Raw genomic sequence first — 23,572 nt, 5'->3', positions numbered from 1 at the left:
CGCGCGTGCCGCACGGCGGCGGCCCCTTCGTGATCGTGAAGTGGTGCGCCGTGTCAGGCAGCGAGGACGAGAGCGGTGGAGTGCGGCGGTCCGCGCCGGACGACGGAGTGCTGAAGAGCGGTGGTGCGCGGCTTCGGTGTGGCGCGCGGTGCGGTGCGCGGCGTGCGCGGTGCCGCGCCCGAAGTCCCCGGAAGTCCCGCCCGCAGGGCGCGTACGAGCGCGAGCGCGGCGCGCAGGGACCGCACGAGCGCGCCCTCCGCCACCCCGTGCGCGGACAGCCGCATGAGCCGCAGCAGCGCCATGTCACCGTGGCGCAGAACCCATCCGGCGGCGACGGCCGCGAGGACGTGGCCGAGCAGCATCGGCAGTGAGGGCAGCAACCCCATCGAGGAGCCGGCGGCCGACGACATCGCGTCCGCGGGGTGATGCATCGACATGGATTGCGTCGACATCGACGACATCGACGACATGGGCATGGACTGCGTCATGTCCGTGTCGAGCCGCGCGTCGGCCAGGATCTTCTGGGCCTGTGCGGGGCTGATCGCCGCAGCGGCCGTGCCGCACACGATGCGGGCGGCGCGCTGCACGAGCGACGCGTCGGTCATCGGCATGGAGCCGGAGCCCGTCGCCATGGAGCCGGACACACCGAGTCCGAAGAGCGTGTGCAGCACGGTCTGCCCGACGGCGAGCACCGCCGCGATGCCCGGAAGCGCCCGCTCGCGTCCCGCCAGCGGGGCCGCGACGGCGAAGACGGCGAGGAAGCCCGCGCCCAGGGTCCACAGTGGGACGGTCGCGCAGGAGGCGATCCCATGACCGGCCGCGGCCAGCACGACGCAGACCGCGGCGAACACCGCGGCCCGCAGAATCCGGAGCTCTTGTCCGGAGCGCGCCCTGCGTGGGTGGGGGGCAGTCATGGCGGGGCCATCATCGCACTGGGCGCCCCCGTGGCCCACGGCAGGTCCGCAAGGTGACGTCGCGCGAGATACGGACGGAAAAGTAGTCATTTGGGCGAAACCGTCCACGCATACACCCTCCTTGACGCGCACGCATCCGCCGTATGGGCGGCATCACGTCATCCGGGCGATTGCACACGGGTACTCGCGGTAATACGTAACGGTATGTCGAGCCGCGGCCTGGAGGCTGGAGCATGAGCATCTGGTGGTCACTCCATCTGCGGCGCGAGGCTGCGAGCGTTCCGCTCGCCAGACGGCTGCTGCTCGGCACGATGGAGACGGCGGGCGTCGACCCCGACATCTCGTACGACCTCTCCGTCGCGCTCACGGAGGCGTGCGCCAATGCCGTCGAGCACGGCGGCGACACCGCGCACGGCGCGGCCACCGGGGCCTACCGGGTGACCGCCTACCTCGACGGCGAGAAGTGCCGTATCGAAGTCGCCGACTCCGGCCCGGGATTCCCCTCGGGACGCGCCCGCCCCCCGCTCCGCCCGGCGCGCGCCGACGCCGAGCACGGCCGGGGGCTGTGCCTGATCCAGGAGCTCGCCGACCACGTCCGGTTCGACAACGAGCCGGGCCGGGGCGGCGGCGCGGTGGTCAGCTTCGACAAGGTCCTCAAGTGGCGGAAAGACGCGCCTTTGATGGCTGTCTGACCGGGCGGTTCTCCGCGACGTCGGCTGTCCCGCGATTCCTGCCCTCCGTGCAGCCGCGTCCCGTGTCCCGGGCGGCTGTTCGCGTGGCGGCCCACCGCGCCGCCGGCCCCGTCCCGTACGAGGCCCCCAGCATCAGGACCCCGAGCAGCAGCCACCCCGGCGTTCCCCAGCCCACCAGCAGGGCCGTCAGGACCAGCGGGCCCATGGTGCGGGCCACCGTGACGCCGGTGCCGAAGAATCCCTGGTACTCGCCCACGCGGTCGGCCGGGGCGAGACCGAGCCCCAGCTGCCAGGAGCCCGCGGACTGCTGCATCTCGGCGACGACCTGGAGTATTGCGCCCGCCACGAGGATCCCGGCCGCGATCCACGGCGGGGTGCCGGACGACAGGGCGAACACCGCGCAGGACGCGAGCATGACGAGCCCCGAGCGGCGGATCGCGCGCGTGGCCGAGGTGAGGCCCGTGACACCGCGGGCCATCCGCACCTGGAAGGCCATCACCACAACGGTGTTGAGGACGAACAGCGCGGAGACCAGCCAGGCGGGCGCCGAGGTCCGCTCCGTGATCCACAACGGGACGCCGAGACTGAGCAGCGGCATCCGCAGCAGCAGCACGGTGTTCAGCAGGGTGACGAGGACGTAGGGGCGGTCGCGCAGGACGCCGGTCCCGTGCCGTCGCGTCACGCCGGCCGCCGGCGGCGACGGCAGCCGCAGCAGCAGCGCCGCGCAGAGCAGGAAGCTCACCGCGTCCAGCGCGAACACCCCGAGATACGCGGCCCGTGTCCCGGCGTGCAGGGCGAGTCCGCCGAGGCCCGCGCCCACGGCCAGACCGGCGTTGAGCGTCGACTGGAGGTGCGCGAGCAGCCCGGTCCGCTCCCCGGCGGGGACCAGACCGGCGAGCAGCGCCTGCCGCGCCGCCGCCAGTCCCGACTGCGCGGCGGCGTACGCGCACGCCGCCGCGACGAAGGGCACGAAGCCGCGGACGACGAGGAACGAGGCCACCGCGAGCCCGGTCGCGAGCGCCAGCAGCACCGCCGTGCCGCGCGGTCCGCGCCGGTCGGCGAGGCGCCCCAGCGGCACGCCCACCAGGGAGCCGACCGCCCAGGCGAGGGTCAGCCCGAGGCCCACGCGCGCGGGGGCGAGGCCGACGACGTGCGTGAAGTAGAGCGCCGAGGTCACGTAATAGGCGCCGTCGCCGACGGAGTTGGCCAACTGCGCCAGGGCGAGGACGCGCCGGGGACCCGCGGGCGGGACGAGGGGGTTCGTCATGACAACGACCCTAGGAGCGCGGTGGACCCCTGGGCAGGCCCAATCACGGCACTGATTCCTGACCCAATCGGTCACCCTCGCGGCCCTCGCCGGAGGGACGGAGGAGGGCGGCACGCCTTCGGCGCTCAAGGCCCCTCCAGCACCCGCCCCAACACCTCCAGCGCTTCCGGGTACGCCCGCTCCCGTGGCGTCCCGTACCCCACGACCAGCCCCTGCGGCCGATGCATCCCGGGCGTGTGCCAGTGGTCCCCGAGCCGCCCGACCGCGAGTCCCAGCGCCTGCGCCCGTGCCACCGTCTCCGCCTCGTCGGCTACCTCCACCAGCGCGTGCAGCCCGGCCGCGATCCCGCGCACGCTCCGGGAGGCTCCGAGCCGCTCCAGGAGCTGGTCCCTGCGCCGCCGGTAGCGGAGGCGGCAGGCGCGCACATGGCGGTCGTACGCGTGGCCGGTGATCATCTCGGCCAGCGCCAACTGGCCGATGACCTCGGTGTGATGGTCACTGTGCAGCTTCGCGTCCGTCACCGCGTCGACCAGGTGCGGCGGCAGCACCATCCAGCCGAGCCGCAGCGCGGGCCCGAGCGTCTTGGAGGCCGTGCCGAGATACGCGACGTGTCCCGGCGCCATCCCCTGGAGGGCGCCGACGGGCTGCCGGTCGTAGCGGAACTCCCCGTCGTAGTCGTCCTCGACGATCAGCGCGCCGTGTGCGCGGGCCCAGTCGGTGAGTGCGCGGCGGCGTCGCGGATGCAGCGTGACCCCGGTCGGATACTGGTGCGCGGGCGTGACGACCACCCCTCGGGCTCCGCCGGCCGCCAACTCCTCGGCACGGGCGCCCCGTTCGTCGACCGGCAACGGAACCACCGTTCCGCCGCCCCGCCGCACCACATCCCGGTGGAAGGGCAGCCCGGGGTCCTCCATCGCGACAACTCCGCCGCCCAGCACACGGGTGAGGAGCGCGAGCCCCTGCACATACCCCGAAGTGATCACGATCCGCTCCGGCGGCGCGATCACACCCCGGGCCCGCCCCAGATAGCCGGACAGCGCCGTGCGCAGTTCGATCCGGCCGCGCGGATCCCCGTAGCCGTACGCCGAGGAGGGCGCCGTCGCGACCGCGCGGCGCAGCGCCCGCAGCCAGGCGGCGGCCGGGAACGAGCGGACGTCCGGGCTGCCCGGCCGCAGGTCGAGACGAGGGGCAAGCGCGTCCGCCGCTCCCTCGGGTGCCTCCAGGGAGGTGGCCGGCAACTGGGCCACCTCGGTGCCCGATCCCTGCCGCGCCGTCAGATATCCCTCGGCGACCAGCTGGTCGTACGCGGCCTTCGCGGTGCCGCGTGAGACGCCCAGTTCTGCCGCCAGCCGCCGGGTCGCGGGCAGCCGGGTACCCGGAGCGAGCCGTCCCTCGCGCACCGCGTCCCGCAGCGCGCGTTCGAGCCCCGCCCGACGTCCCGCCGCCACGTCCGGCTCCAGATGCAGGTCCACACCGACACCGGACCAGAAGTCATCCATGGAACCGCGCCCTTCCCCCGAGCACCGCGCCCGAAGGGAGCGCGGAAGCCGCCCGACCACTGACCACCGACCGCCGACCACCGATCACCGACTGTCGAGGTACGCTCCCCGGCCGGTGAAGCCCGGGGCACCCCGCCGGGCCGGACGGGTCCGGGCCACCCCGCCGCGAACCGGGAACGGCCGGGCACCCGTGGGGTACCCGGCCGTCCTGCTCAAGATCAGCCCTTCAGCGCGGCCATCCACGCCTCGACCTCGTCGGAGCGCCGCGGCAGCCCTTCCGACAGGTTCCGGTTGCCGTCCTCGGTGACCAGGATGTCGTCCTCGATGCGGACGCCGATGCCGCGGTACTCCTCGGGGACGGTCAGGTCGTCGGCCTGGAAGTACAGACCCGGCTCGACGGTCAGGCACATGCCCGGCTCCAGCGTGCCCTCCACGTACGTCTCGGTCCGCGCGGCCGCGCAGTCGTGGACGTCCATGCCGAGCATGTGACCCGTGCCGTGCAGGGTCCAGCGACGCTGCAGACCGAGTTCCAGGACGCGCTCGACCGGGCCCTCGACCAGACCCCACTCGACGATCTTCTCGGCCAGCACACGCTGCGCCGCGTCGTGGAAGTCGCGGTACTTGGCGCCCGGCTGCACCGCCGCGATACCGGCCTCCTGGGCCTCGTACACGGCGTCGTAGATCTTCTTCTGGATCTCGGTGTACGTGCCGTCGATCGGCAGCGTGCGCGTGACGTCGGCGGTGTAGAGGGTGTGCGTCTCGACGCCCGCGTCCAGCAGCAGCAGGTCGCCGGAGCGGACCGGTCCGTCGTTGCGCACCCAGTGCAGTGTGCAGGCGTGCGGCCCGGCGGCGCAGATCGAGCCGTAGCCGATGTCGTTGCCCTCGACGCGGGCGCGCAGGAAGAAGGTGCCCTCGATATAGCGCTCGCTGGTCGCCTCGGCCTTGTCCAGGATCTTCACGACGTCCTCGAAGCCGCGCACCGTCGAGTCGACGGCCTTCTGCAGCTCGCCGGCCTCGAACTCGTCCTTGACCAGCCGCGCCTCGGAGAGGAAGACCCGCAGCTCCTCGTCGCGCTCGGCGGTGACCTTGTCGGTCAGGGCCGTCTCGATGCCGGCGTCGTAGCCGCGCACGACACGGACGGGACCGGTGGCTTCCTTCAGCGCGGCAGCCAGTTCGCGGACGTCCGACGCCGGGATGCCGTACAGCTGCTCGGCCTCGGTGAGGGAGTGGCGGCGGCCGACCCACAGTTCGCCCTGGCCGGACAGCCAGAACTCGCCGTTCTCCCGGTCGGAGCGCGGCAGCAGGTAGATCGTCGCCTTGTGGCCGTCCGACGTCGGCTCCATGACCAGGACGCCGTCCTCGGTCAGGTTGCCGGTGAGGTACGCGTACTCGACCGAGGCACGGAAGGGGTACTCCGTGTCGTTCGACCGGGTCTTCAGGTTGCCCGCGGGGACGACCAGCCGGTCGCCCGGGAAACGCGCGGAGAGTGCGGCGCGGCGGGCGGCGGTGTACTCGGCCTGCGCGATCGGCTCCAGGCCGCGCAGCTCGGTGTCGGCCCAGCCGGACTTCATGCTCTCGGCGAGCTCGTCGGACACGCCCGGGTAGAGGCCGTTCTTGCGCTGCTTGATCGGCTCTTCTTCGACCGCTTCGTCAGCGGCATCGTCGAGCACGGTTTCCGGGGTCTCCGGGTTGAGCGCCTCCGACACGGTCTGCCTCCTTGATACGACTCTGGACCGCTTCCATCGTACGGTCGTACGGGAACGCGCCTCGGGCCGGAAGGGCTTTACGCCGAGAGCTCACCGCGTGTGCGAGGGAACTCACCGCGCGTGCGAAACGACCCGCCGCGCGCCCGCCGGAACGCACCGTGCGTGCGTCCGATCTCACGAGGAGTGCTCGGGGGGACTCGCCGGGAACCGCGGTGGAGGGTCCACCGGGAGGGGCGGAGGGTTCGCCGCGGAGGCGCCCGCCGGAGCGCGCGCTCCGAGAACAGCTGAGCCACCCGCCGCGAGGGCGCCGGAGCACTCCTCGTGAAGGCCCTGCCGCGGTCACTCGAACCGATCACTCCACCGATCACTCGAAGCCGTCACTCGAAGCCGTCACTCAACGCCGTCGCTGGAAGCGGTCACTCGAACCGATCACTCGAAGCCGTCACTCGAAGCGGGCCGCCAGCAGCACCACGTCCTCGTCGCTGCCGCCTCCCGGCCCGGGTCTCGCCGTGCCCACCGGCACCCCGGACCCGGGGGAGCCGGAGCCGCACTCGTCCGGGAGCACGGTCCGCAGGACATGGTCGGCGATGGCGCCGGGATCCTCGCGCAGCGACCTCGGCACGCTCGCGGCCGCCGCGTGCAGCCGGGCGAAGGCGCGGTCCATGGGGTCGCCGGTGCGGTGCAGCAGGCCGTCGGTGTAGAGCAGCACGGTCTCACCGGCCTCGGCGGTCAGCTCGACACTCGGCGCCTCCCAGCAGGAGAGCATCCCCAGCGGCGCAGACAGCGAGGTCTCCACGAACTCCGTGCGCCGGGCGCCGATGAGCAGCGGCGGGCTGTGACCGGCCCCGGCGAGGGTGATCCTGCGCAGCGCGGGCTCGCAGTAGGCGAAGAGGGCGGTCGCGGAGCGGGCGGGCTCGGTCAGCCGCAGCAGCAGTTCGAGGTCGGACAGGACGGCGACCGGGTCCTCGCCCTCCATGACGGCGTACGCCCGCAGGGAGGCCCGCAGCCGGCCCATCGCGGCGATCGCGCTGGGTCCGGACCCGGTGACGGATCCGACCGAGAGGCCGAGCGCGGCGTCGGGCAGCGGCAGCGCGTCGTACCAGTCTCCGCCACCGCGCGGACCCGTGCGATGGCGGGCGGCCAGCTGGATGCCGGGGACCCGGGGCAGCCGTGGGGGAAGCAGCTCCTCGGAGACGGTCGCCAGGCACGCGCGCGTGCGCTCCAGTTCCACCAGCCGTGCCAGGTGCTCGGTCGCGTACCGGACGTAGAGGCCGACTAGGTGGCGCCGGCGCTCCACCGGTTCGGCGGGCTCGTCGTAGAGCCATACGGCCGCGCCCAGCCGGCCCGCCGCCCGGGTGGACAGGGGCAGCGTGTAACTCGCGGCGTAGCCGAGCCGGGCGGCCACCTCGCGGTGGCGGGGGTCGAGGCCGTCCTCGGAGAGCAGATCGGGCTGAGCGATCTCGGCGTCGGCGCCGGGCAGGCCGGCCAGGATCCTGCCGTACGACATGGAGCTGCGCGGAACGGTCTCGATGTGGCCGAGATCGGCGCGCCCCAGACCCAGGCCGACGGTGGTGTCCGGGCCGAGTCCGTCGCCGGGCTCCAGGACGACGAGACCGCGCCGCGCGCCCACGAGGGAAGCTCCGGCGCGCAGCAGTTCGTGCAGGGCGTCGCTCAGCGCCGCGGTGCGCGCCAGGCGCTCGGTGAGTTCGTGGAGCGTCGTGAGATCGGAGACCCAGCCGGCGAGCCGGTCCTGGAGGACGAGGCCGGGGCCGGTGGCCGGAGCGTCCGGAGTGGCCGAAGTGGCGCCCGGGGCGGAGGATGTAGGCGCGACAGTGTGTGCGGGAGCGGGAACCGTTGAATCGATTCCGGCCACTTTCGGAAGGTGAGGGGCGTTCATGGCGTCCGGCTTTCCGACCTGTGCGTATTGCTCAATAGCATCGCAAACCCCCATGTCGTTCTGCGCCGCTGGCAGTGTCTCCACATGTACACGCACTCGTGAGGGGATGTCCAGCATTGTCCTGCTGGGATTCCTGGTGTCCAGGAGACCCTCGGTAACCCTTGCGGGAAAGCAAAGTTGGCTCAAAACTGACTCGGGTAACACGTTATTGAGGTCGACTGGCCTCGTTCGACGGAGCGTCACAGCGGTCGTGGTGGGTACGTACTCGGTGAAGGCCAGGGGCGGTTGGGATCCGCCCGGAACCTGGAATCGGACCCGGGCGTCTTAACTACCGATGACCGTGCCCCATCCTCCCGTGGCGGAGGCGGCAAGCAATACGCGGGACAGCAAAACGCCAGGCGCCGCCACCCCACGCCATGCCCGTGCTTCAGACAGACGCAGTATGGACGCGGACGCAGCCAATGCTCGGCCCAGATGGGTTCCCCTTGCCGTGTGCAGGGGTGTGATGCGCCAGCAGGTACGCACAGTGAAGTGATCGACACATGACGTGATGTGATCCACGGTGTTGCCAGGCGTGCAACGGAAAGGAACGAGCGCTCATGCGCGAGATCCTCGGAAGGCGACGCAGGCTCCTGTCCAGGCGGAACAACGGGAGGCCTGAGATGCTCAGCGCGGCCCTGACCTTCGCGGCCGATTGGCGCTGGCCCGTACTCCCGGGTGTGGCACCGGATCCGCAGGGGCGTGCCCGCTGCGGCTGTCCGGACCCGGAGTGCACGGTGCCCGGCGCCCACCCCTTCGACCCCGGCCTCCTCGCGGCCACCACCGACGAGCGCATGGTGCGCTGGTGGTGGACCAACCGGCCGTCGGCACCCATCGTGCTGGCCACCGGAGGCAGGGCGCCCTGCGCGGTGAGCCTGCCCGCCCCCGCGGCGGCCCGCGCGCTCGACGCGCTCGACCGCAAGGGCATGCGCCTGGGCCCGGTCGTCGCGGCCCCCACGCGGTGGGCGATCCTCGTCGCGCCGTACTCCATGGAGCAGCTCGGCGAGCTGCTCTACGCCAAGGACTTCGTGCCGGGTTCCCTGCGCTTCCACGGCGAGGGTGGATACATCGCGCTGCCCCCGTCCGAGACCGGCCAGGGCCGGATCCGCTGGGAGCGCGCACCGCTGCCCGGCTCGGCCGCGCCCTGGGTGCCCGGTGTGGAGGCCGTGGTGGACGCCGTGGTGGAGGCGCTCACTCGTACGGGTGTGAGCGCGCCCGAGTTGTAGGGCGCTCCGGCGCGCGGTGAGCCGCGCGCCCGCCCGGGCTCGTTATCTTCCGCGGTATGCAGCGTCATCTTGGCCGACACAGAGATTCCTTGCCGCTGCGCGGCGGGCCCGGCCCCCGAAGTGTTCGTCTGGGGGCATTGACCGGTGTCGTGGCGTTCATCGTCGCTCTGCCCGTGACCGTGGCGTCCGCGGGGCCCGTCGGGGACGAGGGTCCCGCGGTCGTCGGCGCCTCCGGGCGTGTCGACGCGAAGGGGCGTCCTCCCGGCTCCGGGGGCCTGCCGGCGTCCTCGACCCGGCTGCTGGGGCTGGACCTGGCCACCGTCGCCCGGTGCGGCCCCGAACTCTCCTCTCCGGACGGCATCGAGGCACAGACCTGCGTTTTGACCCGGGGAGCGGACACCTGGGCGCGCACGTACTACCGCAACGCGACCGGCGACGCGCTGAGCTCCGTACTGAGCCTCATGGGGCCCGCCGGCCACAGCGTGCAGATGAGGTGCGCGGTGGACGCGGAGGACGATCCGGGAGCGTGCGAGACGCCCAGGGAGCGCACGGCGGGCGGGGCGGGGGCCTACACGGCGGTCGCGGAGTTCGCGAAGGGCACCGGTGACGGGCCGCTGCTGCTGCGCTCCGGGAGCAGTACGGGTTCTTAGCAACTTGCCTCTGTGGCAAGGCTGTTGACGCCGTACGGGATTCCGGGCATGAAAAGACCCGGTTGCTGGCGACGGGGGATGCACCAGCAACCGGGCTACTCGAACGGTAACAAGAGATCGGCGGTTCGCAAATTCGATCTCGGCTATTCGGACACGGATTCCGCTGTCACAACCGGGAGTTGTGACAGGAGTCACCTGCGCTCAAGGGCCTGGACCAGCTGACCGGTCGGTCAGTGGCGCGACCGAGGATCAGCTCAGCGTGACCTGTCGGTTGGTGAGGCCGCCGCGTGCCCGGCGTTCGTCCGCGGTGAGCGGCGCGTCCGAGGCCAGGGCGGTCGCCAGGCGTTCGGCGAATTCGGCCGCCGGCTTCTCGATGTCGTCGGCCGTGACACCGCTCGGCAGGTCCCAGACCGGCACGGTGAGCCCGTGCGCGCGGAAGGAGCCGACCAGCCGGGTGCCCTCGCCGAGACTCGACCGGCCGGCCGCGTGCAGTCGCGCGAGCGCGTCCAGAAGCTGTTCCTCGGGGTGCGGCATGACCCAGCGCAGGTGGTTCTTGTCGGGGGTCTCGCACCAGTACGCGGCGTCGACGCCGGAGAGCTTCACGGTGGGGACGGCCGCGGCGTTGGCCCGCTCCAGGGAGGCGGCCACGTCCGGCGTCGAGTTCTCCGCGTCCGGGACCCAGAACTCGAAGCCCGTGTGCACAACTGGCTCGAAGGCGCCTTCGGGGTCGAGCAGTTCCTGCAGCCGCGGGCCGTCGGCCGGGGCGCGGCGGCCCGGGACCGGCGTGCCGGGCTCCGTCGTGAGGGCGCGCCGCAGGGTGTCGGCGAGGTCGCGGCTGATGTCGCCGGACGCCGTGTCGTTCTGCAGGCCGAGCAGGACCGAGCCGTCGTCGCGGCGCAGCGCGGGCCAGGCCATCGGCAGGACGGTGGCGAGCGTCACCGAGGGAACGTCCTCGGGGAGGCTCTCCTTGAGCTTCAGCTCGACCGTCGCGGCGGGGACCAGCTCGCGCAGAGCGACCCAGTCGCCCTCGCTCGGCAGGCCCTCGAAGGGGCGCTGCACCAGCTCGGTCACCGCGTGCGCGGCCTCCCGGCCGTGGCAGGCCTTGTAGCGGCGGCCGCTGCCGCAGGGGCAGGGTTCGCGAGCGCCGACAACCGGGATTTCCCCGTCTTGCAGCTGAGGCCGCTGGGCCTTCGTCTGGGGTCGCTTCTTGGCCATCGTGGGTGTCTCCCGATCACGGCTCGACTCGTACGGGCGCGAGCCTAGCCGTTCGTGCGACGGCCGAAGGGACCCTGTGGACAACGCTTCCGGAACCGTGTTTTCAGTCCAGGTCGTCGAAGGCGTCCGCGAAGTCCAGCTCGGGTATCGCGGACACAGCCGGTGACGCGACGCGCGTAGCGAAGTCGTCGCGCCGATGCCCGGTGGTCACGTCGGCGACGTCCTCCTGGACGACGACCCACACCGTGACCTCCCCGCGGGCGTCGTCGCGGACGCCCCAGTCCTTCGCCAGCGCCGTGATGATGTTCAGCCCGCGGCCGCCGTGTGCCGTGACCGAGGGGGTGGCCGGGACCGGGCGGGTGGGCCCGCCGCCGTCCGTCACCTCGACGGTGAGCCTTCCGGACGCGTCCACGCGCCACGCGGCCCGCACGTCGCCGTCGCCCGACAGGGCGTCGCCGAGCGGTCTGCCGTGCCGGCACGCGTTGCTCAGCAATTCGGAAAGGATCAGTACGGCGTCGTCGACGACCGATTCCGCCATTCCGCCCGTGCGCAGCTGATCCCGCATCCGACGTCTGGCCTTCCCCACGCCCGCAGGGCCATGGGGAACAGCCATGCTCGACGACGTGGGCACTTCCCGTGCCACCACCAACGCCACCCCCGAGACCTCCTTTGCCCCACGCCACGGTGTGGATGCCCCACTGGACTGGGCCGGAAACCGGCCAATCCACGTCTGCTGACGCACTCGTAACGATCGAATACGGAACGAACGCGCCGGTGCACTCCCTGTCACCGCATGGCTGGATTTCGACGGCCGTCCCGGGATTCGACCGGTGGCCTCCGAGGGTGGAGCGCGCCAGGTCAGCGGCCGAGCTGGCGCATGACCGCGCGCGGCCGGTTGGTGATGATGGCGTCAATGCCCAGCTCAACGCAGAGGTCGACGTCCTCGGGCTCGTTCACGGTCCAGACGTGCACCTGGTGCCCGGCTCGTTTCAGCCGTTCGATGTAGCCGGGGTGGCTGCGTACGATCCGCATCGAAGGGCCTGCGATCCGGACACCCGCGGGAAGCCGTCCGTCGCGCAGCCGGGGCGAGATGAACTGCAGCAGATAGACCGTCGGCATGGTCGGGGACGCGGCCCGGACGCGGTGCAGGGAGCGGGCCGAGAAGCTCATGACGCGGACGGGCGAGGCCGTGGCGCTCTTCGGAGTGTCCAGCCCGAAACGCTTCAGGAGCAGCAGCAGTCGGTCCTCGACCTGCCCGGCCCAGCGTGTGGGGTGCTTGGTCTCGATGGCCAGCTCCACGCGGCGGCCCGCGTCCGCGACGAGTTCGAGCAGCCGCTCCAGGGTGAGGACGGAGGTGTCCTCCGGGTCCCCGGGGCCGTACTCCCAGTCGGGGGACTCGTCGCGGTTCCTCCAGGCGCCGAAGTCCAGCGCGGCCAGGTCGGCGAGCTCCAGGGCGGAGACCGCCCCGCGGCCGTTGGACGTACGGTTGACGCGACGGTCGTGGACGCAGACGAGGTGTCCGTCCGCGGTCAGCCGTACATCGCACTCGAGGGCGTCGGCACCGTCCTCGATCGCCTTCTTGTAAGCGGCCAGGGTGTGCTCGGGGGCCTCTTCGGAGGCCCCGCGATGGGCGACGACCTGGATCGGGTGCTGTCGTGCGTGGGTCACCGCGTCATGGTGCCACCGCTGCGGGGCGACCGTCGGGTCGGATACGCCACAAATGAAACCATTGCGCCAGAAAAGACCTATGTAAAGAATGGACCTGGACCCACAGCCACCGCTTATGGTGCTCTGACGTCCTGTGGGAAAAGCTGACGGCGTACAAAAAGCACATGCACAACCAGCACAGCTGCATCGCGCCGGACCCGTCGACAAGCGTGAGCGAGCGTGACCGAGTGCGACCGAGAACAACAGCCGTGGATCGAGGAGAAGAGCTGTGAGCACCGAGAACGAGGGCACCGCAGTACCCCCGGCCCCGTCCGCACCTCCCGTGCCGGTGGAAACTCCCGCTGCTTCCGCGCAGAACGCTGCGCCCGAAGGGGGCGCGCCGACCGCTCAGATCCCGTCGGTGCCTCCGGGCGCCCCCGGCGCACCGGGGCAGGCACCGGCGTACGCGTCGACGAGTGCCGGGACGCCTGACCCGTACGGGCACGGCTCGGGGACTCCCGGGGCGCCGGGCTACGGTTCCGGGGCGCCCGGGGGCGTTCCCGCGGCCGAGGCGGGCTGGCCGCCTCCGCCGCCCGCGACCCCCGCGTACGCGGACGGTGGCGGCCCGGGCGGCGGCGGGTGGGGTTCCACCTACGGGCAGCCCGCGCCGAAGCCGAAGAACGGCCGTGGCGGCCTGGTCGCCGCCATCCTGGTGGCCGCGCTCGTTGCGGGCGGAGTCGGCGGCGGCATCGGCTACTCCCTGGCCAGGGGCAACGACAGCTCCACCGGCTCGACGACGGTCTCCGCCCCGAGCAACAGCGGCGACGTCAAGCGCGCCTCGGGCACGGTGGCGGGCGTGGCGGCCAAGGCGCTGCCGAGCACCGTCACCATCGAGGCCGAGAGCACCAACGGCGAGGGCGGCACCGGCACGGGCTTCGTCTTCGACAAGCAGGGCCACATCCTCACCAACAACCACGTCGTGGCGGACGCGGTCGACGGCGGCAAGCTCACCGCGACCTTCCCCGACGGCAAGAAGTACGACGCCGAGGTGGTCGGCCACGCGCAGGGTTACGACGTCGCGGTCATCAAGCTCAAGAACGCGCCCTCCGATCTCCAGCCGCTCGCCCTCGGCAACTCCGACAAGGTGGCCGTCGGCGACTCGACGATCGCGATCGGTGCCCCCTTCGGCCTGTCCAACACGGTGACCACGGGCATCATCAGCGCCAAGAACCGCCCGGTGGCCTCCAGCGACGGCAGCTCCAGCAGCAAGGCCTCGTACATGAGCGCCCTGCAGACGGACGCCTCGATCAACCCGGGCAACTCCGGTGGCCCGCTCCTGGACGCCCAGGGCTCCGTCATCGGTATCAACTCCGCGATCCAGTCGACGAGCGGCGGCGGACTGGGCGGCACCAGTCAGTCCGGTTCCATCGGTCTCGGCTTCGCGATCCCGATCAACCAGGCGAAGAACGTCGCCCAGCAGCTCATCAAGACCGGCAAGCCGGTCTACCCGGTGATCGGCGCGTCTGTCTCCCTCGAAGAGGGCACCAGTGGCGCGAAGATCACCGAACAGGGCGCGAGCGGTTCCGCGGCGGTGACGTCCGGCGGCCCCGCCGACAAGGCCGGCCTCAGGCCGGGCGACGTCATCACCAAGCTCGACGACCAGGTGATCGACAGCGGCCCGACCCTCATCGGCGAGATCTGGACCCACCAGCCCGGCGACAACGTCAAGCTCACCTACACACGCGACGGCAAGACCCGCACCACCGAGGTCACCCTGGGCCAGCGCGACGGCGACAGCTGACCGGTTAGTCTTGTCCCCGCGCCACCGACGATCGTGGGTGGCGCGGGGTGGGTTGCCCGAGCGGCCTAAGGGAACGGTCTTGAAAACCGTCGTGGCAGCGATGTCACCGTGGGTTCAAATCCCACACCCACCGCGCAGGTCAGAAGTCTTGAGGGTCGGAAGGGGCGCTCCCGGGAACGGGGGCGCCCCTTCCGCGTGCGGCCCGCTCACCCGCCCTTGGCCGGCTCCCGCGCGATGAGCCGATGGGTGGGGGCGGGACTGCTCGCCCCGCGGGATCTGGCGCGGAAGCGGAACAGCACGGCGATGCCGTGGCCGGCCCGCCGCGCGACCCGACCACCGGCCGCCGTCTCCGCTTCGCCCGGCACCGGTCCCTCGAACGGCCCCCCAGCGAACTGACGGGCGGTCATGGAAATTTGAGGCCGATCATTTTATCGCCTGGCCTCCGGAGGCGCCATTGGTGCTGGGCCGCGTGTCGTAGACATGCCAGCATCTGGCCTAACACCACAGGCCGAACCGTTATCGCATGCAGTCCGCACGGAAAGCGTGATGAGGCTGGATGCGGCTCAACGTTTGCATCCTCGAACCAATCGGACAGTTCCCTCGCCTATGCGGGGAGAGAGGACGCAATATGTCCCCGAAGCTCAAGGTGACGCGCGACGGGCGCCAGGACGAGGGCACTCCCTCGCGTCACCCCCGCCTGGGCGCGAGGGCGGCAGCCCTGATCGTGCTCGGCAGCGGGGTGGTGGGTCTCTGGTCGGCGCCCATGGCGCAGGCCGCAGGTCATGACTCGCACAGGACCTTCCACTCAAGCGTCACCTTCCACGTCCCCGAGGACGTCGCGGAGGCCGACGCCGCCGAAGACCTGGCGGACTACAAGGACGCTGCGGGCATCGATGCCGCCGACTACATGGCGGAATACAAGGACGCTGCGGGCGTCGACGGCGCCGGAGACCTGGCGGACTACAAGGATGCTGCGGAGGCCGATGCCGCCGAAGACCTGGCGTACCTCAAGGGTGGTGCGGACTTCGACGGTGGCCGCGACCTGTGGGACTACCTCGACGACGGCGGGTTGCACATCACCGTCAACGTCAACAACAACAATAACAACAACAACAATGGCGGCAACGCCAATAACAACAACAATAACGGCGGTGGCACCAACACCAACAACAACTGATTTCACGGTCTGGGTGGGTGGAATAGCCGTCCAATCGAGGCCCGCTCAGTTGCGGGTCGGTGGATCCGCCGCGGCGCGCTCCCGTGGGCCATCTGTGGGCCAGGACGCCGGTCGAGGGCGATCGGATCGGCGTGCGGGCAGGTCACACGCGGGTTCACCTCCCACACCCACCGCAGATGAACGGCCCCTGACCGGGTGACTCGGTCGGGGGCCGTTCTCGCTTTCATGGGGGACCTCCCCCGCCGGTGACCCGGTTGATCGGGCGTGGCCCGTGGGGTAGCAATGACGGGTGATACGAGGTGACAAGGTCGGGTTGCGGGCTCGGCGTGACAGTGATGTGCCCGTCTTCCAGGAAGAGTTGTACGACGACGTGGCGATGCGCTCGCGCGTCGACTCCCGTCCCTGGCGGCCGCTCCCGCCGGACGCGGCGGAGTCTCCCGCCGCGGCCGCCGTGCCGTCGGACGACAAGGCGTACTTCTCGGTGGTCGAGCTCGCCTCGCAGGAGCTGGCCGGCGAGGCCCTGTTGTGGGGCATCGACCCGCACAACCGGACGGCCCACCTGGGGATCTCCCTGCTCCCCGGTTTCCGGGGACGCGGGCTGGCGGGCGATGTCGTCCAGGTGCTGTGCACCTACGGGTTCACCGTCCGGGGGCTGCAGCGGCTGCAGGTCGAGACGCTCGCGGACAACACCGCGATGATCGCGGCCGCGACCGGGGCCGGGTTTCGTGTCGAGGGCACCCTGCGTCGCTCCGCCTGGGTGTACGGCGCCTTCGTGGACGTCGTCGTCCTCGGCCTCCTCGACGGGGAATGGACGCCGCCCGCCGGACCCGCGCGACCGAACGAAGGGGGTCGTGCCGGGCCTGAGGCAGGAGGAGGCGGGTCGGCGCCATGACGGTACGCCGGGAAACCGTGATCCGCGGCGCGTCTCAGTCCGGTGGCGGCCCGGGTTGCCGGGACGACATGCGGGACGCCGACGCGATCGTCGAGTGGGCCTCGCGTGCCGTCAGGCCGGTGTGGACGGCGGCCTCGACGAGGGCGGGCGTCAGGTCGGGACCGATGCCGTTCTCGTAGGCGCGGCAAGCGGCCCAGAAGAGGCGGGTGTTGCGCTGGCCCGCGTGGGCGGCGAGCACGAACTGGACCAGCCCCTGGCCCTGATGGCCGGTTGGGGGAGGCGCGCGGTGGCGCGTACGGGGTGGGGGCGTGAGCAGGCGCAGAAGTTCACCAGGGCAGGGCGCGGGCGCGAGGTGGGCGGTGCCGGGAGCCGTGCCGTACACCCCGTGGTCGGTGCGTGAGCCGGGGCCGACCAGGTAGCCGCCGGCGCCGCGGATGTCGATGCCGGGGGCCAGCCGGCTGGCCGAGTTGGGGACGACCACGTCCGGTGGCCCGGTCAGCCAGAGGTGGCGGCCGCCGCTCGGGGTCACGACGACGACGGTGTCGGGGATGGTGAACAGATGGCGCAGGGCCAGTTCGCGCAGGGCGGTGGAGGAGTCCGTACCGGCCTTGGTGTCGAGGTCGATGCCGATGAGGTGGTGCGGGTCGAGGCCGCAGGCGATGCCGTAGCCGGTGGACCAGGGGGCGGCGGCGAAGAGCGCGCGGATGCGTCGGGGGTCGGTGGAGGCGTCGTACACGCCGTGCCCGAAGCGGCCGCACTCGCCGTGGCAGGGCGGGGTCGTCGGGTCGGGGTCGGCGCGGTGGGGTGAGCGCAGGGCCGGGAGCTTCGTACGGGACAGCGGGATCACCGCGAGGCCGCGCTCGGCGGCGGACAGGGCATGGGCCAGGGCCAGGGTCGTGGCCTGCCGGTCGATGGTGGCCATGCCTCTATGTTCGTACGAGTGTTCGAAAAAAGGAAGAGCGTGCCGGGCGTGGGAGCGTGGCGGGAGGGTTCCGGGCGGTCCGGGGCGGACATGTGGCGAAACGCTTCAGCCCTTGCGGTGCTTGGTTTCCACCCGTCCGATCCGTGCTGAGCTGCGGCTTTACTGACTCGAAGAGGGTTTATCGACTTGTCCTCACGCTTGAGGGGGAATCGCGGCTTCCGGGGTGGTTCGCCGGGGATTCGGTGGGCAACTCTGGACTCGCGACGTCGTGAACAGCGTCGAGGTGGTCGGCTGACCACCTCGGAGCAAGCCGTATCCCACGTACCACCCGGCTCGCCGCCGGTCCGTACATCCGGTTCATGGAGGAACTCACATGGCAAGCATCCGTACCGCCCGCGTCCTCGCCGCCGTCTCGGCCCTGCCCCTCGCCGCCGTCCTGTTCACGGGTGTCGCGACGGCGGACAACGGCGCGATCTCGGACAACGGATCGAACGCGGGCGTGGCCACCGTCAGCGGCAGCGGGGTCGGACGCGACAACAGCGGCAACTCCTCGACCACGCAACAGCAGGCGGTGGGCTCAGGTGCCTCGAACCAGAGCAATACCGCGCAGGTGAACCACTCCGCGTTCACAGCCGTCAATCAGTCGACCACCGTCGTCCACTTCACCAAGCTCTGGTGAGCGCCGGCCGATGAGCCCTCGTCGAGCTCATCGGTCCCGCCTCCCTGACGGGGGTGTGCTTCCTGGGGTCGTAACGCGTCCGCGCGACGGTGCTTCGGTGCCGTCGCGCAGGCGTTTCGGTGTGTCCGTGCACGTCCAACACCTCCCGGGCGTCCCCTGGACGGCGTCCGCCGGCCGGACGCCCGCCCCCTCCGCCGACCTTGACAGCGCACAGTATCTGACGGACAGTCAGAAACCCCTGTCCGTACGAGGTCCGGGAGGGCCGCCGCCGTGCATCTCGCCCCCACCGAGCGCCAGCGACGGCTGCGCGCCGAGCTGCGCACGTACTTCCGGGACCTGATGCCCGACGGGCCCCCGCCCGCCCACGAGCCCGATCGGCAGCGCGCGCTGCTGCGCCGCATCGGTGCCGACGGACTGCTCGGAATCGGCTGGCCGACCGCGTACGGGGGACAAGGACGCGGCGCGGACGAGCAGTTCGTGTTCTTCGACGAGGCGTACCGGGCCGGTGCGCCGGTGTCGATGGTCACGCTGAACACCGTCGGACCGACGCTCATCAAGTACGGCAGCGAGGAGCAGAAGGAGTACTTCCTGCCGCGCATCCTGAGCGGTGACCTCGTCTTCGCGATCGGCTACTCGGAGCCCTCGGCCGGCACGGACCTGGCCGCGCTGCGCACGCGCGCGCGACGGGAAGGCACGGACTTCCTGGTCCACGGGCAGAAGATCTTCACCTCCAACGCCCAGCACGCCGACTGGATCTGGCTCGCCTGCCGCACCGACCCCGACGCTCCCCGGCACCGGGGCATCTCCATCCTCCTCGTGTCCACGGACGCCCCCGGGTTCTCCTGGACTCCGATCGAGACGGTCGGCGGCCTGACCACCACGGCCACGTACTACGACGGCATCCGCGTCCCCGCCTCCCGTCTCGTCGGCGAGGAGAACCGCGGCTGGCAGCTGATCACCAACCAGCTCAACCACGAACGCGTCGCCCTCGCCGCGATCGGCATGCAGGCGGAGGACTTCTACACGGCCGCGCTGGAAGCGGCGCGCACACCCGATCCGGTGACAGGGCGGCGCCGGATTGACGAGCCCTGGGTGCGCTCGCGGCTGGCCGAGGCGCATGCGCGGCTGGCGGCGTCGCGCCTGCTCAACTGGCGTCTGGTGGCGGATGTGGGGGCCGGTCGGCTGGCGCCGGGCGACGCCGCCGGCGTGAAGGTCGCGGGAACGGAAGCGGCGGTCGAGACGTATCGCTTATGTCAGCACATCGTGGGTGACGACGCGCTGGTGCGTTCCGGTTCGCAGGGGGTGTTCGGGGACGGCGAGCTGGAGCGGATGAACAGGGCCGCGCAGATCAACACGTTCGGGGGCGGGGTGAGCGAGGTGCAGCGGGAGATCGTGGCCACCATGCGGCTGGGGATGACGAGGGGACGGCGGTGAGCGCCGGACCGGCCGCGTGGACGGCGCGGCTGAAGGCGTACGAGGGACGGCCGGCCGCCGTCGCGGGCGTCGGCAGGGACCCGGTCAACGAGCCGATGATCCGGCACTGGTGCGAGGCGATGGACGACACCAGTCCGGCGTACGAGGGTCCCGGCGCCGTCGCGCCGCCCACCATGCTCCAGGTGTGGACGATGGGCGGCCTCTCCGGGCAGCGGAGCCGGTCGGGCGCGTTCGAGGAACTGCTCGGGCTGCTCGACGACGCGGGGTGCACCTCGGTGGTCGCCACCGACTGCGAGCAGGAGTACCTGCGGCCACTGCGCCCCGGGGACGAGATCACCTACGACGCGGTCATCGAATCGGTCTCCGAGCACAAGACGACCCGGCTCGGCGGCGGGCACTTCGTCACGACCCGGACGGAGGTGCGGTCGGCCGGCGAGCTCGTGGGGACACACCGCTTCCGGATCCTCAAGTACGCCCCGGCGGCGGGCAGGCCGAGAGGCGCCAGACCACGGCCGGTGGTCAACCGGGACAACGCCGGGTTCTGGGAGGGCGTGGGCCGTCACCGGCTGCTGATCCAGCGGTGCGCCGACTGCGGGACGCTGCGCCTTCCCTGGCTGCCGGGGTGCGCCGCCTGCGGCTCCCTGGAGTGGGACACCGTCCAGGCGAGCGGTGAGGGGACCGTCTACTCGTACGTCGTCATGCACCACCCGCCCTTCCCTGCGTTCGATCCGCCCTACGCGGTCGGTCTGATCGAGCTGGCCGAGGGCGTGCGGATCGTGAGCAACGTGATCGGGGTGCCGTACGACAAGGTGCGGATCGGGATGCCGGTGCGGCTGGAGTTCGAGCGGTACGACGAGGAGATGGTCCTGCCGGTCTTCCGGGCCGGGGACGGCATCGAGGGAGGCGGGCGCTGACATGGACTTCACGCCCACGGAGGAGCAGGCGGCGGCTCGCGATCTGGCCGCCCGGATCTTCGGGGACCTCGCCACCCACGAGCGGCTGTCCGCCGCCGGGACCGGCAGTGACGCCGAGCTGTGGAAGACGCTGTGCGCGGCCGGGCTGATGACCGCCGTGGCGGAGACCGGGCTCCTCGGCCTGGTGCTCCTCCTGGAGGAACAGGGGCGGACCACCGCCCAGGTGCCGTTCGCGGCGAGCTGTGTGTACGGACTGCTGGCGGTGGCGGCACACGGTTCGCCGGAGCAGCGGCAGCGGCTGCTGCCCGGGATCGGGGACGGGACGGTGGTGGTGTGCGGTGCGGTCTCCCCGCCGTCACCGGTCCGCGCCACGGCTTCGGGGCGGTTGAGCGGTGTCGTCCCGTCGGTGCCGTGGTTGCGGGACGCCACCCATGTACTCGTCGCCGACGACCGGCGTCGGCTCTGGCTGGTGCGGACCGTCGACGCGCGGTGCGAGCCGGTCGAGCTGACGGCGCCCTGGTCGGCGGGACGGCTCACCCTCGACGGCACGCCGGGCGAGCGGCTGGGCGGAGCGACGGGTGGGGAGACGGGCGGAGAGACGAGGGGCGAGACGGTGCGGGGGCGGGACGCCGACGCTTGCGCTGCCGCGACCGGGTCCGACGTCCCCGGGCCCGACGCCTCCGTGGGTGCGCGCGACGCCTTCGCGGCCGGGTACGCCGAGGACGCTCACGCGGACGTGCTCGCCACCGCCCGGACCGCCTTCGCCGGGTTGCAGGCCGGGGTGTGCGCGGGGTCGCTGGCGCGCGTGGTGGAGCACACCAACACACGTGAGCAGTTCGGGCGCCCGCTCGCCACCAACCAGGCGGTGCAACTCAGGGCTGCCGACGCGTACATGGACACCGAGGCGATCCGGGTGACGGCGTACGAGGCGGCCTGGCGGCGTGACGAGGGGCTGCCCTGTGCGACGCACGCCCTGACGGCCGCCTGGTGGGCGTCCGAGGCGGGGCGACGGGTCGTGCACACGGGCCAGCATCTGCACGGCGGGACCGGGGCCGATCTGGAGCACCCCGTGCACCGGCACTTCCTGTGGGGGCGGCAGCTGGACGCCTACCTGGGCTGTGGCGACGAAGTGCTCCAAGAACTGGGGGAGTTGCTCGTGCGCGAGGAGGGAGGGGCATGACGGGCGACAAGGATGCGCCGAGGACGGAGCGCGCCGGCGATCCGCCGATGACGAAATCCGGTGACGAACTGCCGACGGCCAGGCCCGGTGACCAACTGCCGCCGCTGGAGATCGAGGTCACGCGCACGCTGATCGTGGCCGGCGCCATCGCCTCGCGGGACTACCAGGACGTGCACCACGACCCGGAGCTGGCGCGGCGAAGGGGGTCCCCCGACATCTTCATGAACATCCTCACCACCAACGGCCTGGTCGGCAGGTACATCACGGACCACTTCGGGCCGCACGCCGTCCTGCGCAAGGTCGCCATACGGCTCGGCGCACCCAACTACCCGGGCGACACCATGGTGTTGACCGGCACGGTCGAGGAGGTCTCGGGCGACACGGCGACGGTCCGGGTCGTCGGCGCGAACGGCATCGGCAGACATGTGACCGCGACGGTGACGGTCACCCTCCCGGCCGGGGGCGCGGCATGAGCGTGCGGACGAGGGACCGCCTCGGCGGACGGGCCGCGATCGTCGGGATCGGGGCCACCGAGTTCTCCAAGGACTCCGGGCGCAGTGAGCTGCGGCTCGCCGTGGAGGCGGTGCGGGCGGCGCTCGACGACGCGGGCCTGACGCCGGGGGAGGTGGACGGCATGGTGACGTTCACGATGGACACCAGCCCGGAGATCACCGTCGCCCAGGCGGCCGGGATCGGCGAGCTGTCCTTCTTCTCGCGGGTCCACTACGGGGGCGGCGCAGCCTGTGCGACCGTCCAGCAGGCGGCGCTCGCGGTGGCGGCGGGCGTGGCCGAGGTGGTGGTCTGCTACCGGGCGTTCAACGAGCGGTCGGGACGGAGATTCGGCGCCGGGGTGCAGCAGCGGGAGCCGTCGGCCGAGGGGGTGGCGCTCGGCTGGGCCCTCCCGTTCGGGCTGCTCACCCCCGCCTCCTGGGTGGCGATGGCGGCCCAGCGGTATCTGCACACGTACGGGCTGACGCCCGAGGCCTTCGGCCCGGTCGCGGTGGTGGACCGGAAGTACGCGGCGACGAACCCGGCGGCGTACTTCCACGGCAGACCGATCACCCTCGCCGAGCACGCCGCCTCGCGGTGGATCGTGGAGCCGCTGAGACTGCTGGACTGCTGCCAGGAGACGGACGGCGGCCAGGCGCTGGTGGTCACCTCGGTGGAGCGGGCCCGGGACCTGCCGCGGCCGCCCGCGGTGATCATGGCGGCCGCCCAGGGCGCCGGCCGGGCACAGGAGCAGATGACGAGCTTCTACCGGGACGATCTGACCGGGCTGCCGGAGATGGGAGTGGTGGCCCGGCAGCTGTGGCGGACCTCGGGCCTGACCCCCGCGGACATCGACGTGGGGATTCTGTACGACCACTTCACGCCGTTCGTGCTGATGCAGCTGGAGGAGTTCGGGTTCTGCGGACCGGGGGAGGCCGCGGACTTCGTCGCCGCGGAGAGCCTCCCGCTGAACACCCACGGGGGGCAGCTCGGGGAGGCGTACCTGCACGGGATGAACGGGGTGGCGGAAGCGGTACGGCAGCTGCGCGGCACCTCCGTGAACCAGATACGCGGTGCCCGCCGCACCCTGGTCACCGCGGGTACCGGGGTTCCCACCTCGGGGCTGATCCTGGGGACGGACGGGGGAGAAGAGGCGCCCGGGGTCTCGTGAGGACGCTCCGGAGCCCTGTGCGGCGGCCGCCGTACCACCGCCGTACGGGTCTCTCAGGGGTGAACCCTCAGGGTGCGGGCGCCGCTCGTCCACCCTCAGGAGGTGGAGCGGGCCCCCCTCCTACAACCTGAGGGGGACATCGCTTCGGGACCTGCGGCCGA

At 71.8% G+C, this 23,572-nt stretch carries 22 protein-coding genes and 1 tRNA gene; 13 read left to right on the top strand and 10 right to left on the bottom strand.

What is annotated here, in order from left to right; all coding sequences use genetic code 11:
- Positions 1 to 53: 53 nt before the first annotated feature.
- Complete coding sequence (locus tag OHB41_RS23715; protein WP_266700222.1) at positions 54 to 914, bottom strand: hypothetical protein; 861 nt, start codon at positions 912 to 914, stop codon at positions 54 to 56.
- A 233-nt stretch (positions 915 to 1,147) separates the two neighbouring features.
- Between OHB41_RS23715 and OHB41_RS23710 the strand changes: the two genes are divergently transcribed.
- Entirely contained in the window at positions 1,148 to 1,606 is a 459-nt protein-coding gene (locus OHB41_RS23710; protein ID WP_266700221.1) for an ATP-binding protein, read from the top strand.
- On the opposite strand, the gene OHB41_RS23705 is transcribed toward OHB41_RS23710, so the two are convergent.
- The 4 genes from OHB41_RS23705 to OHB41_RS23690 form a co-directional block, all read right to left on the bottom strand.
- Positions 1,569 to 2,873 carry an MFS transporter gene (locus OHB41_RS23705; protein WP_266700220.1) on the bottom strand — a complete coding sequence of 435 codons (1,305 nt, stop codon included), beginning with the start codon at positions 2,871 to 2,873 and terminating at the stop codon, positions 1,569 to 1,571. The genes OHB41_RS23710 and OHB41_RS23705 overlap by 38 nt on opposite strands.
- 125 nt (positions 2,874 to 2,998) lie before the next feature.
- A complete protein-coding gene (pdxR, locus tag OHB41_RS23700) occupies positions 2,999 to 4,372 on the bottom strand; it encodes a MocR-like pyridoxine biosynthesis transcription factor PdxR (protein WP_266700219.1) in 1,374 nt (457 codons plus the stop codon).
- A 218-nt stretch (positions 4,373 to 4,590) separates the two neighbouring features.
- Positions 4,591 to 6,078, bottom strand: coding sequence for an aminopeptidase P family protein (locus OHB41_RS23695; protein ID WP_526024956.1), 1,488 nt, complete (start codon positions 6,076 to 6,078; stop codon positions 4,591 to 4,593).
- A gap of 442 nt (positions 6,079 to 6,520) precedes the next feature.
- On the bottom strand, positions 6,521 to 8,092 hold the full coding sequence (locus tag OHB41_RS23690) for a PP2C family protein-serine/threonine phosphatase (protein WP_266700218.1): 1,572 nt from the start codon (positions 8,090 to 8,092) through the stop codon (positions 6,521 to 6,523).
- Between the two features lie 482 nt (positions 8,093 to 8,574).
- Between OHB41_RS23690 and OHB41_RS23685 the strand changes: the two genes are divergently transcribed.
- Positions 8,575 to 9,240 carry a bifunctional DNA primase/polymerase gene (locus OHB41_RS23685; RefSeq protein ID WP_266700217.1) on the top strand — a complete coding sequence of 222 codons (666 nt, stop codon included), beginning with the start codon at positions 8,575 to 8,577 and terminating at the stop codon, positions 9,238 to 9,240.
- A 56-nt stretch (positions 9,241 to 9,296) separates the two neighbouring features.
- Complete coding sequence (locus OHB41_RS23680; protein WP_266700216.1) at positions 9,297 to 9,890, top strand: hypothetical protein; 594 nt, start codon at positions 9,297 to 9,299, stop codon at positions 9,888 to 9,890.
- Positions 9,891 to 10,139: 249 nt separating this feature from the next.
- On the opposite strand, the gene OHB41_RS23675 is transcribed toward OHB41_RS23680, so the two are convergent.
- From OHB41_RS23675 to OHB41_RS23665, 3 genes are all read right to left on the bottom strand, one after another.
- Positions 10,140 to 11,105: a DUF5926 family protein gene (locus OHB41_RS23675; RefSeq protein ID WP_266700215.1), complete on the bottom strand. Its 966-nt coding sequence runs from the start codon at positions 11,103 to 11,105 to the stop codon at positions 10,140 to 10,142.
- A gap of 103 nt (positions 11,106 to 11,208) precedes the next feature.
- Positions 11,209 to 11,847 (bottom strand): ATP-binding protein, encoded by a 639-nt coding sequence (locus tag OHB41_RS23670; RefSeq protein ID WP_266700214.1) that lies wholly within the window; start codon positions 11,845 to 11,847, stop codon positions 11,209 to 11,211.
- Positions 11,848 to 11,963: 116 nt separating this feature from the next.
- The gene (locus OHB41_RS23665) at positions 11,964 to 12,773 is read right to left on the bottom strand and encodes a glycerophosphodiester phosphodiesterase (RefSeq protein ID WP_266700213.1); all 810 of its coding nucleotides are present in this window, start codon (positions 12,771 to 12,773) and stop codon (positions 11,964 to 11,966) included.
- Positions 12,774 to 13,041: 268 nt separating this feature from the next.
- Here OHB41_RS23665 and OHB41_RS23660 point away from each other — a divergent pair, with 268 nt between their 5' ends.
- Both OHB41_RS23660 and OHB41_RS23655 read left to right on the top strand, forming a co-directional pair.
- Positions 13,042 to 14,553, top strand: coding sequence for a trypsin-like peptidase domain-containing protein (locus OHB41_RS23660; RefSeq protein WP_266700212.1), 1,512 nt, complete (start codon positions 13,042 to 13,044; stop codon positions 14,551 to 14,553).
- Between the two features lie 46 nt (positions 14,554 to 14,599).
- Positions 14,600 to 14,686, top strand: a tRNA-Ser gene (locus OHB41_RS23655).
- Between the two features lie 73 nt (positions 14,687 to 14,759).
- Here the strand turns inward: OHB41_RS23655 and OHB41_RS23650 are convergent.
- Positions 14,760 to 14,960 carry a hypothetical protein gene (locus tag OHB41_RS23650; RefSeq protein WP_266700211.1) on the bottom strand — a complete coding sequence of 67 codons (201 nt, stop codon included), beginning with the start codon at positions 14,958 to 14,960 and terminating at the stop codon, positions 14,760 to 14,762.
- A 221-nt stretch (positions 14,961 to 15,181) separates the two neighbouring features.
- On the opposite strand from OHB41_RS23650, the gene OHB41_RS23645 reads away from it, so the two are divergent.
- Together OHB41_RS23645 and OHB41_RS23640 are read left to right on the top strand one after the other, a co-directional pair.
- A complete protein-coding gene (locus tag OHB41_RS23645; protein ID WP_266700210.1) occupies positions 15,182 to 15,730 on the top strand; it encodes a hypothetical protein in 549 nt (182 codons plus the stop codon).
- Between the two features lie 289 nt (positions 15,731 to 16,019).
- Complete coding sequence (locus tag OHB41_RS23640) at positions 16,020 to 16,622, top strand: GNAT family N-acetyltransferase (RefSeq protein ID WP_266700209.1); 603 nt, start codon at positions 16,020 to 16,022, stop codon at positions 16,620 to 16,622.
- A gap of 34 nt (positions 16,623 to 16,656) precedes the next feature.
- On the opposite strand, the gene OHB41_RS23635 is transcribed toward OHB41_RS23640, so the two are convergent.
- A complete protein-coding gene (locus OHB41_RS23635; protein ID WP_266700208.1) occupies positions 16,657 to 17,544 on the bottom strand; it encodes a bifunctional DNA primase/polymerase in 888 nt (295 codons plus the stop codon).
- A gap of 373 nt (positions 17,545 to 17,917) precedes the next feature.
- Here OHB41_RS23635 and OHB41_RS23630 point away from each other — a divergent pair, with 373 nt between their 5' ends.
- The 6 genes from OHB41_RS23630 (at position 17,918) to OHB41_RS23605 (ending at position 23,411) form a co-directional block, all read left to right on the top strand.
- Positions 17,918 to 18,223 (top strand): hypothetical protein, encoded by a 306-nt coding sequence (locus OHB41_RS23630; RefSeq protein WP_266700207.1) that lies wholly within the window; start codon positions 17,918 to 17,920, stop codon positions 18,221 to 18,223.
- Between the two features lie 270 nt (positions 18,224 to 18,493).
- The gene (locus tag OHB41_RS23625; RefSeq protein WP_266700206.1) at positions 18,494 to 19,657 is read left to right on the top strand and encodes an acyl-CoA dehydrogenase family protein; all 1,164 of its coding nucleotides are present in this window, start codon (positions 18,494 to 18,496) and stop codon (positions 19,655 to 19,657) included.
- Positions 19,654 to 20,571 (top strand): bifunctional MaoC family dehydratase N-terminal/OB-fold nucleic acid binding domain-containing protein, encoded by a 918-nt coding sequence (locus OHB41_RS23620; protein ID WP_266700205.1) that lies wholly within the window; start codon positions 19,654 to 19,656, stop codon positions 20,569 to 20,571. Before OHB41_RS23625 ends, OHB41_RS23620 begins: the two co-directional genes overlap by 4 nt.
- Position 20,572: 1 nt before the next feature.
- Positions 20,573 to 21,751, top strand: coding sequence for an acyl-CoA dehydrogenase family protein (locus OHB41_RS23615; protein ID WP_266700204.1), 1,179 nt, complete (start codon positions 20,573 to 20,575; stop codon positions 21,749 to 21,751).
- A gap of 47 nt (positions 21,752 to 21,798) precedes the next feature.
- Positions 21,799 to 22,224 carry a MaoC family dehydratase gene (locus tag OHB41_RS23610; RefSeq protein WP_266706073.1) on the top strand — a complete coding sequence of 142 codons (426 nt, stop codon included), beginning with the start codon at positions 21,799 to 21,801 and terminating at the stop codon, positions 22,222 to 22,224.
- Positions 22,221 to 23,411: a lipid-transfer protein gene (locus tag OHB41_RS23605; protein WP_266700203.1), complete on the top strand. Its 1,191-nt coding sequence runs from the start codon at positions 22,221 to 22,223 to the stop codon at positions 23,409 to 23,411. Before OHB41_RS23610 ends, OHB41_RS23605 begins: the two co-directional genes overlap by 4 nt.
- Positions 23,412 to 23,572: the final 161 nt, after the last annotated feature.

Origin of the sequence: Streptomyces sp. NBC_01571 (assembly GCF_026339875.1) — a bacterium.
GTDB lineage: Bacteria > Actinomycetota > Actinomycetes > Streptomycetales > Streptomycetaceae > Streptomyces.
This window is presented reverse-complemented; position numbering and strand designations above follow the sequence as displayed.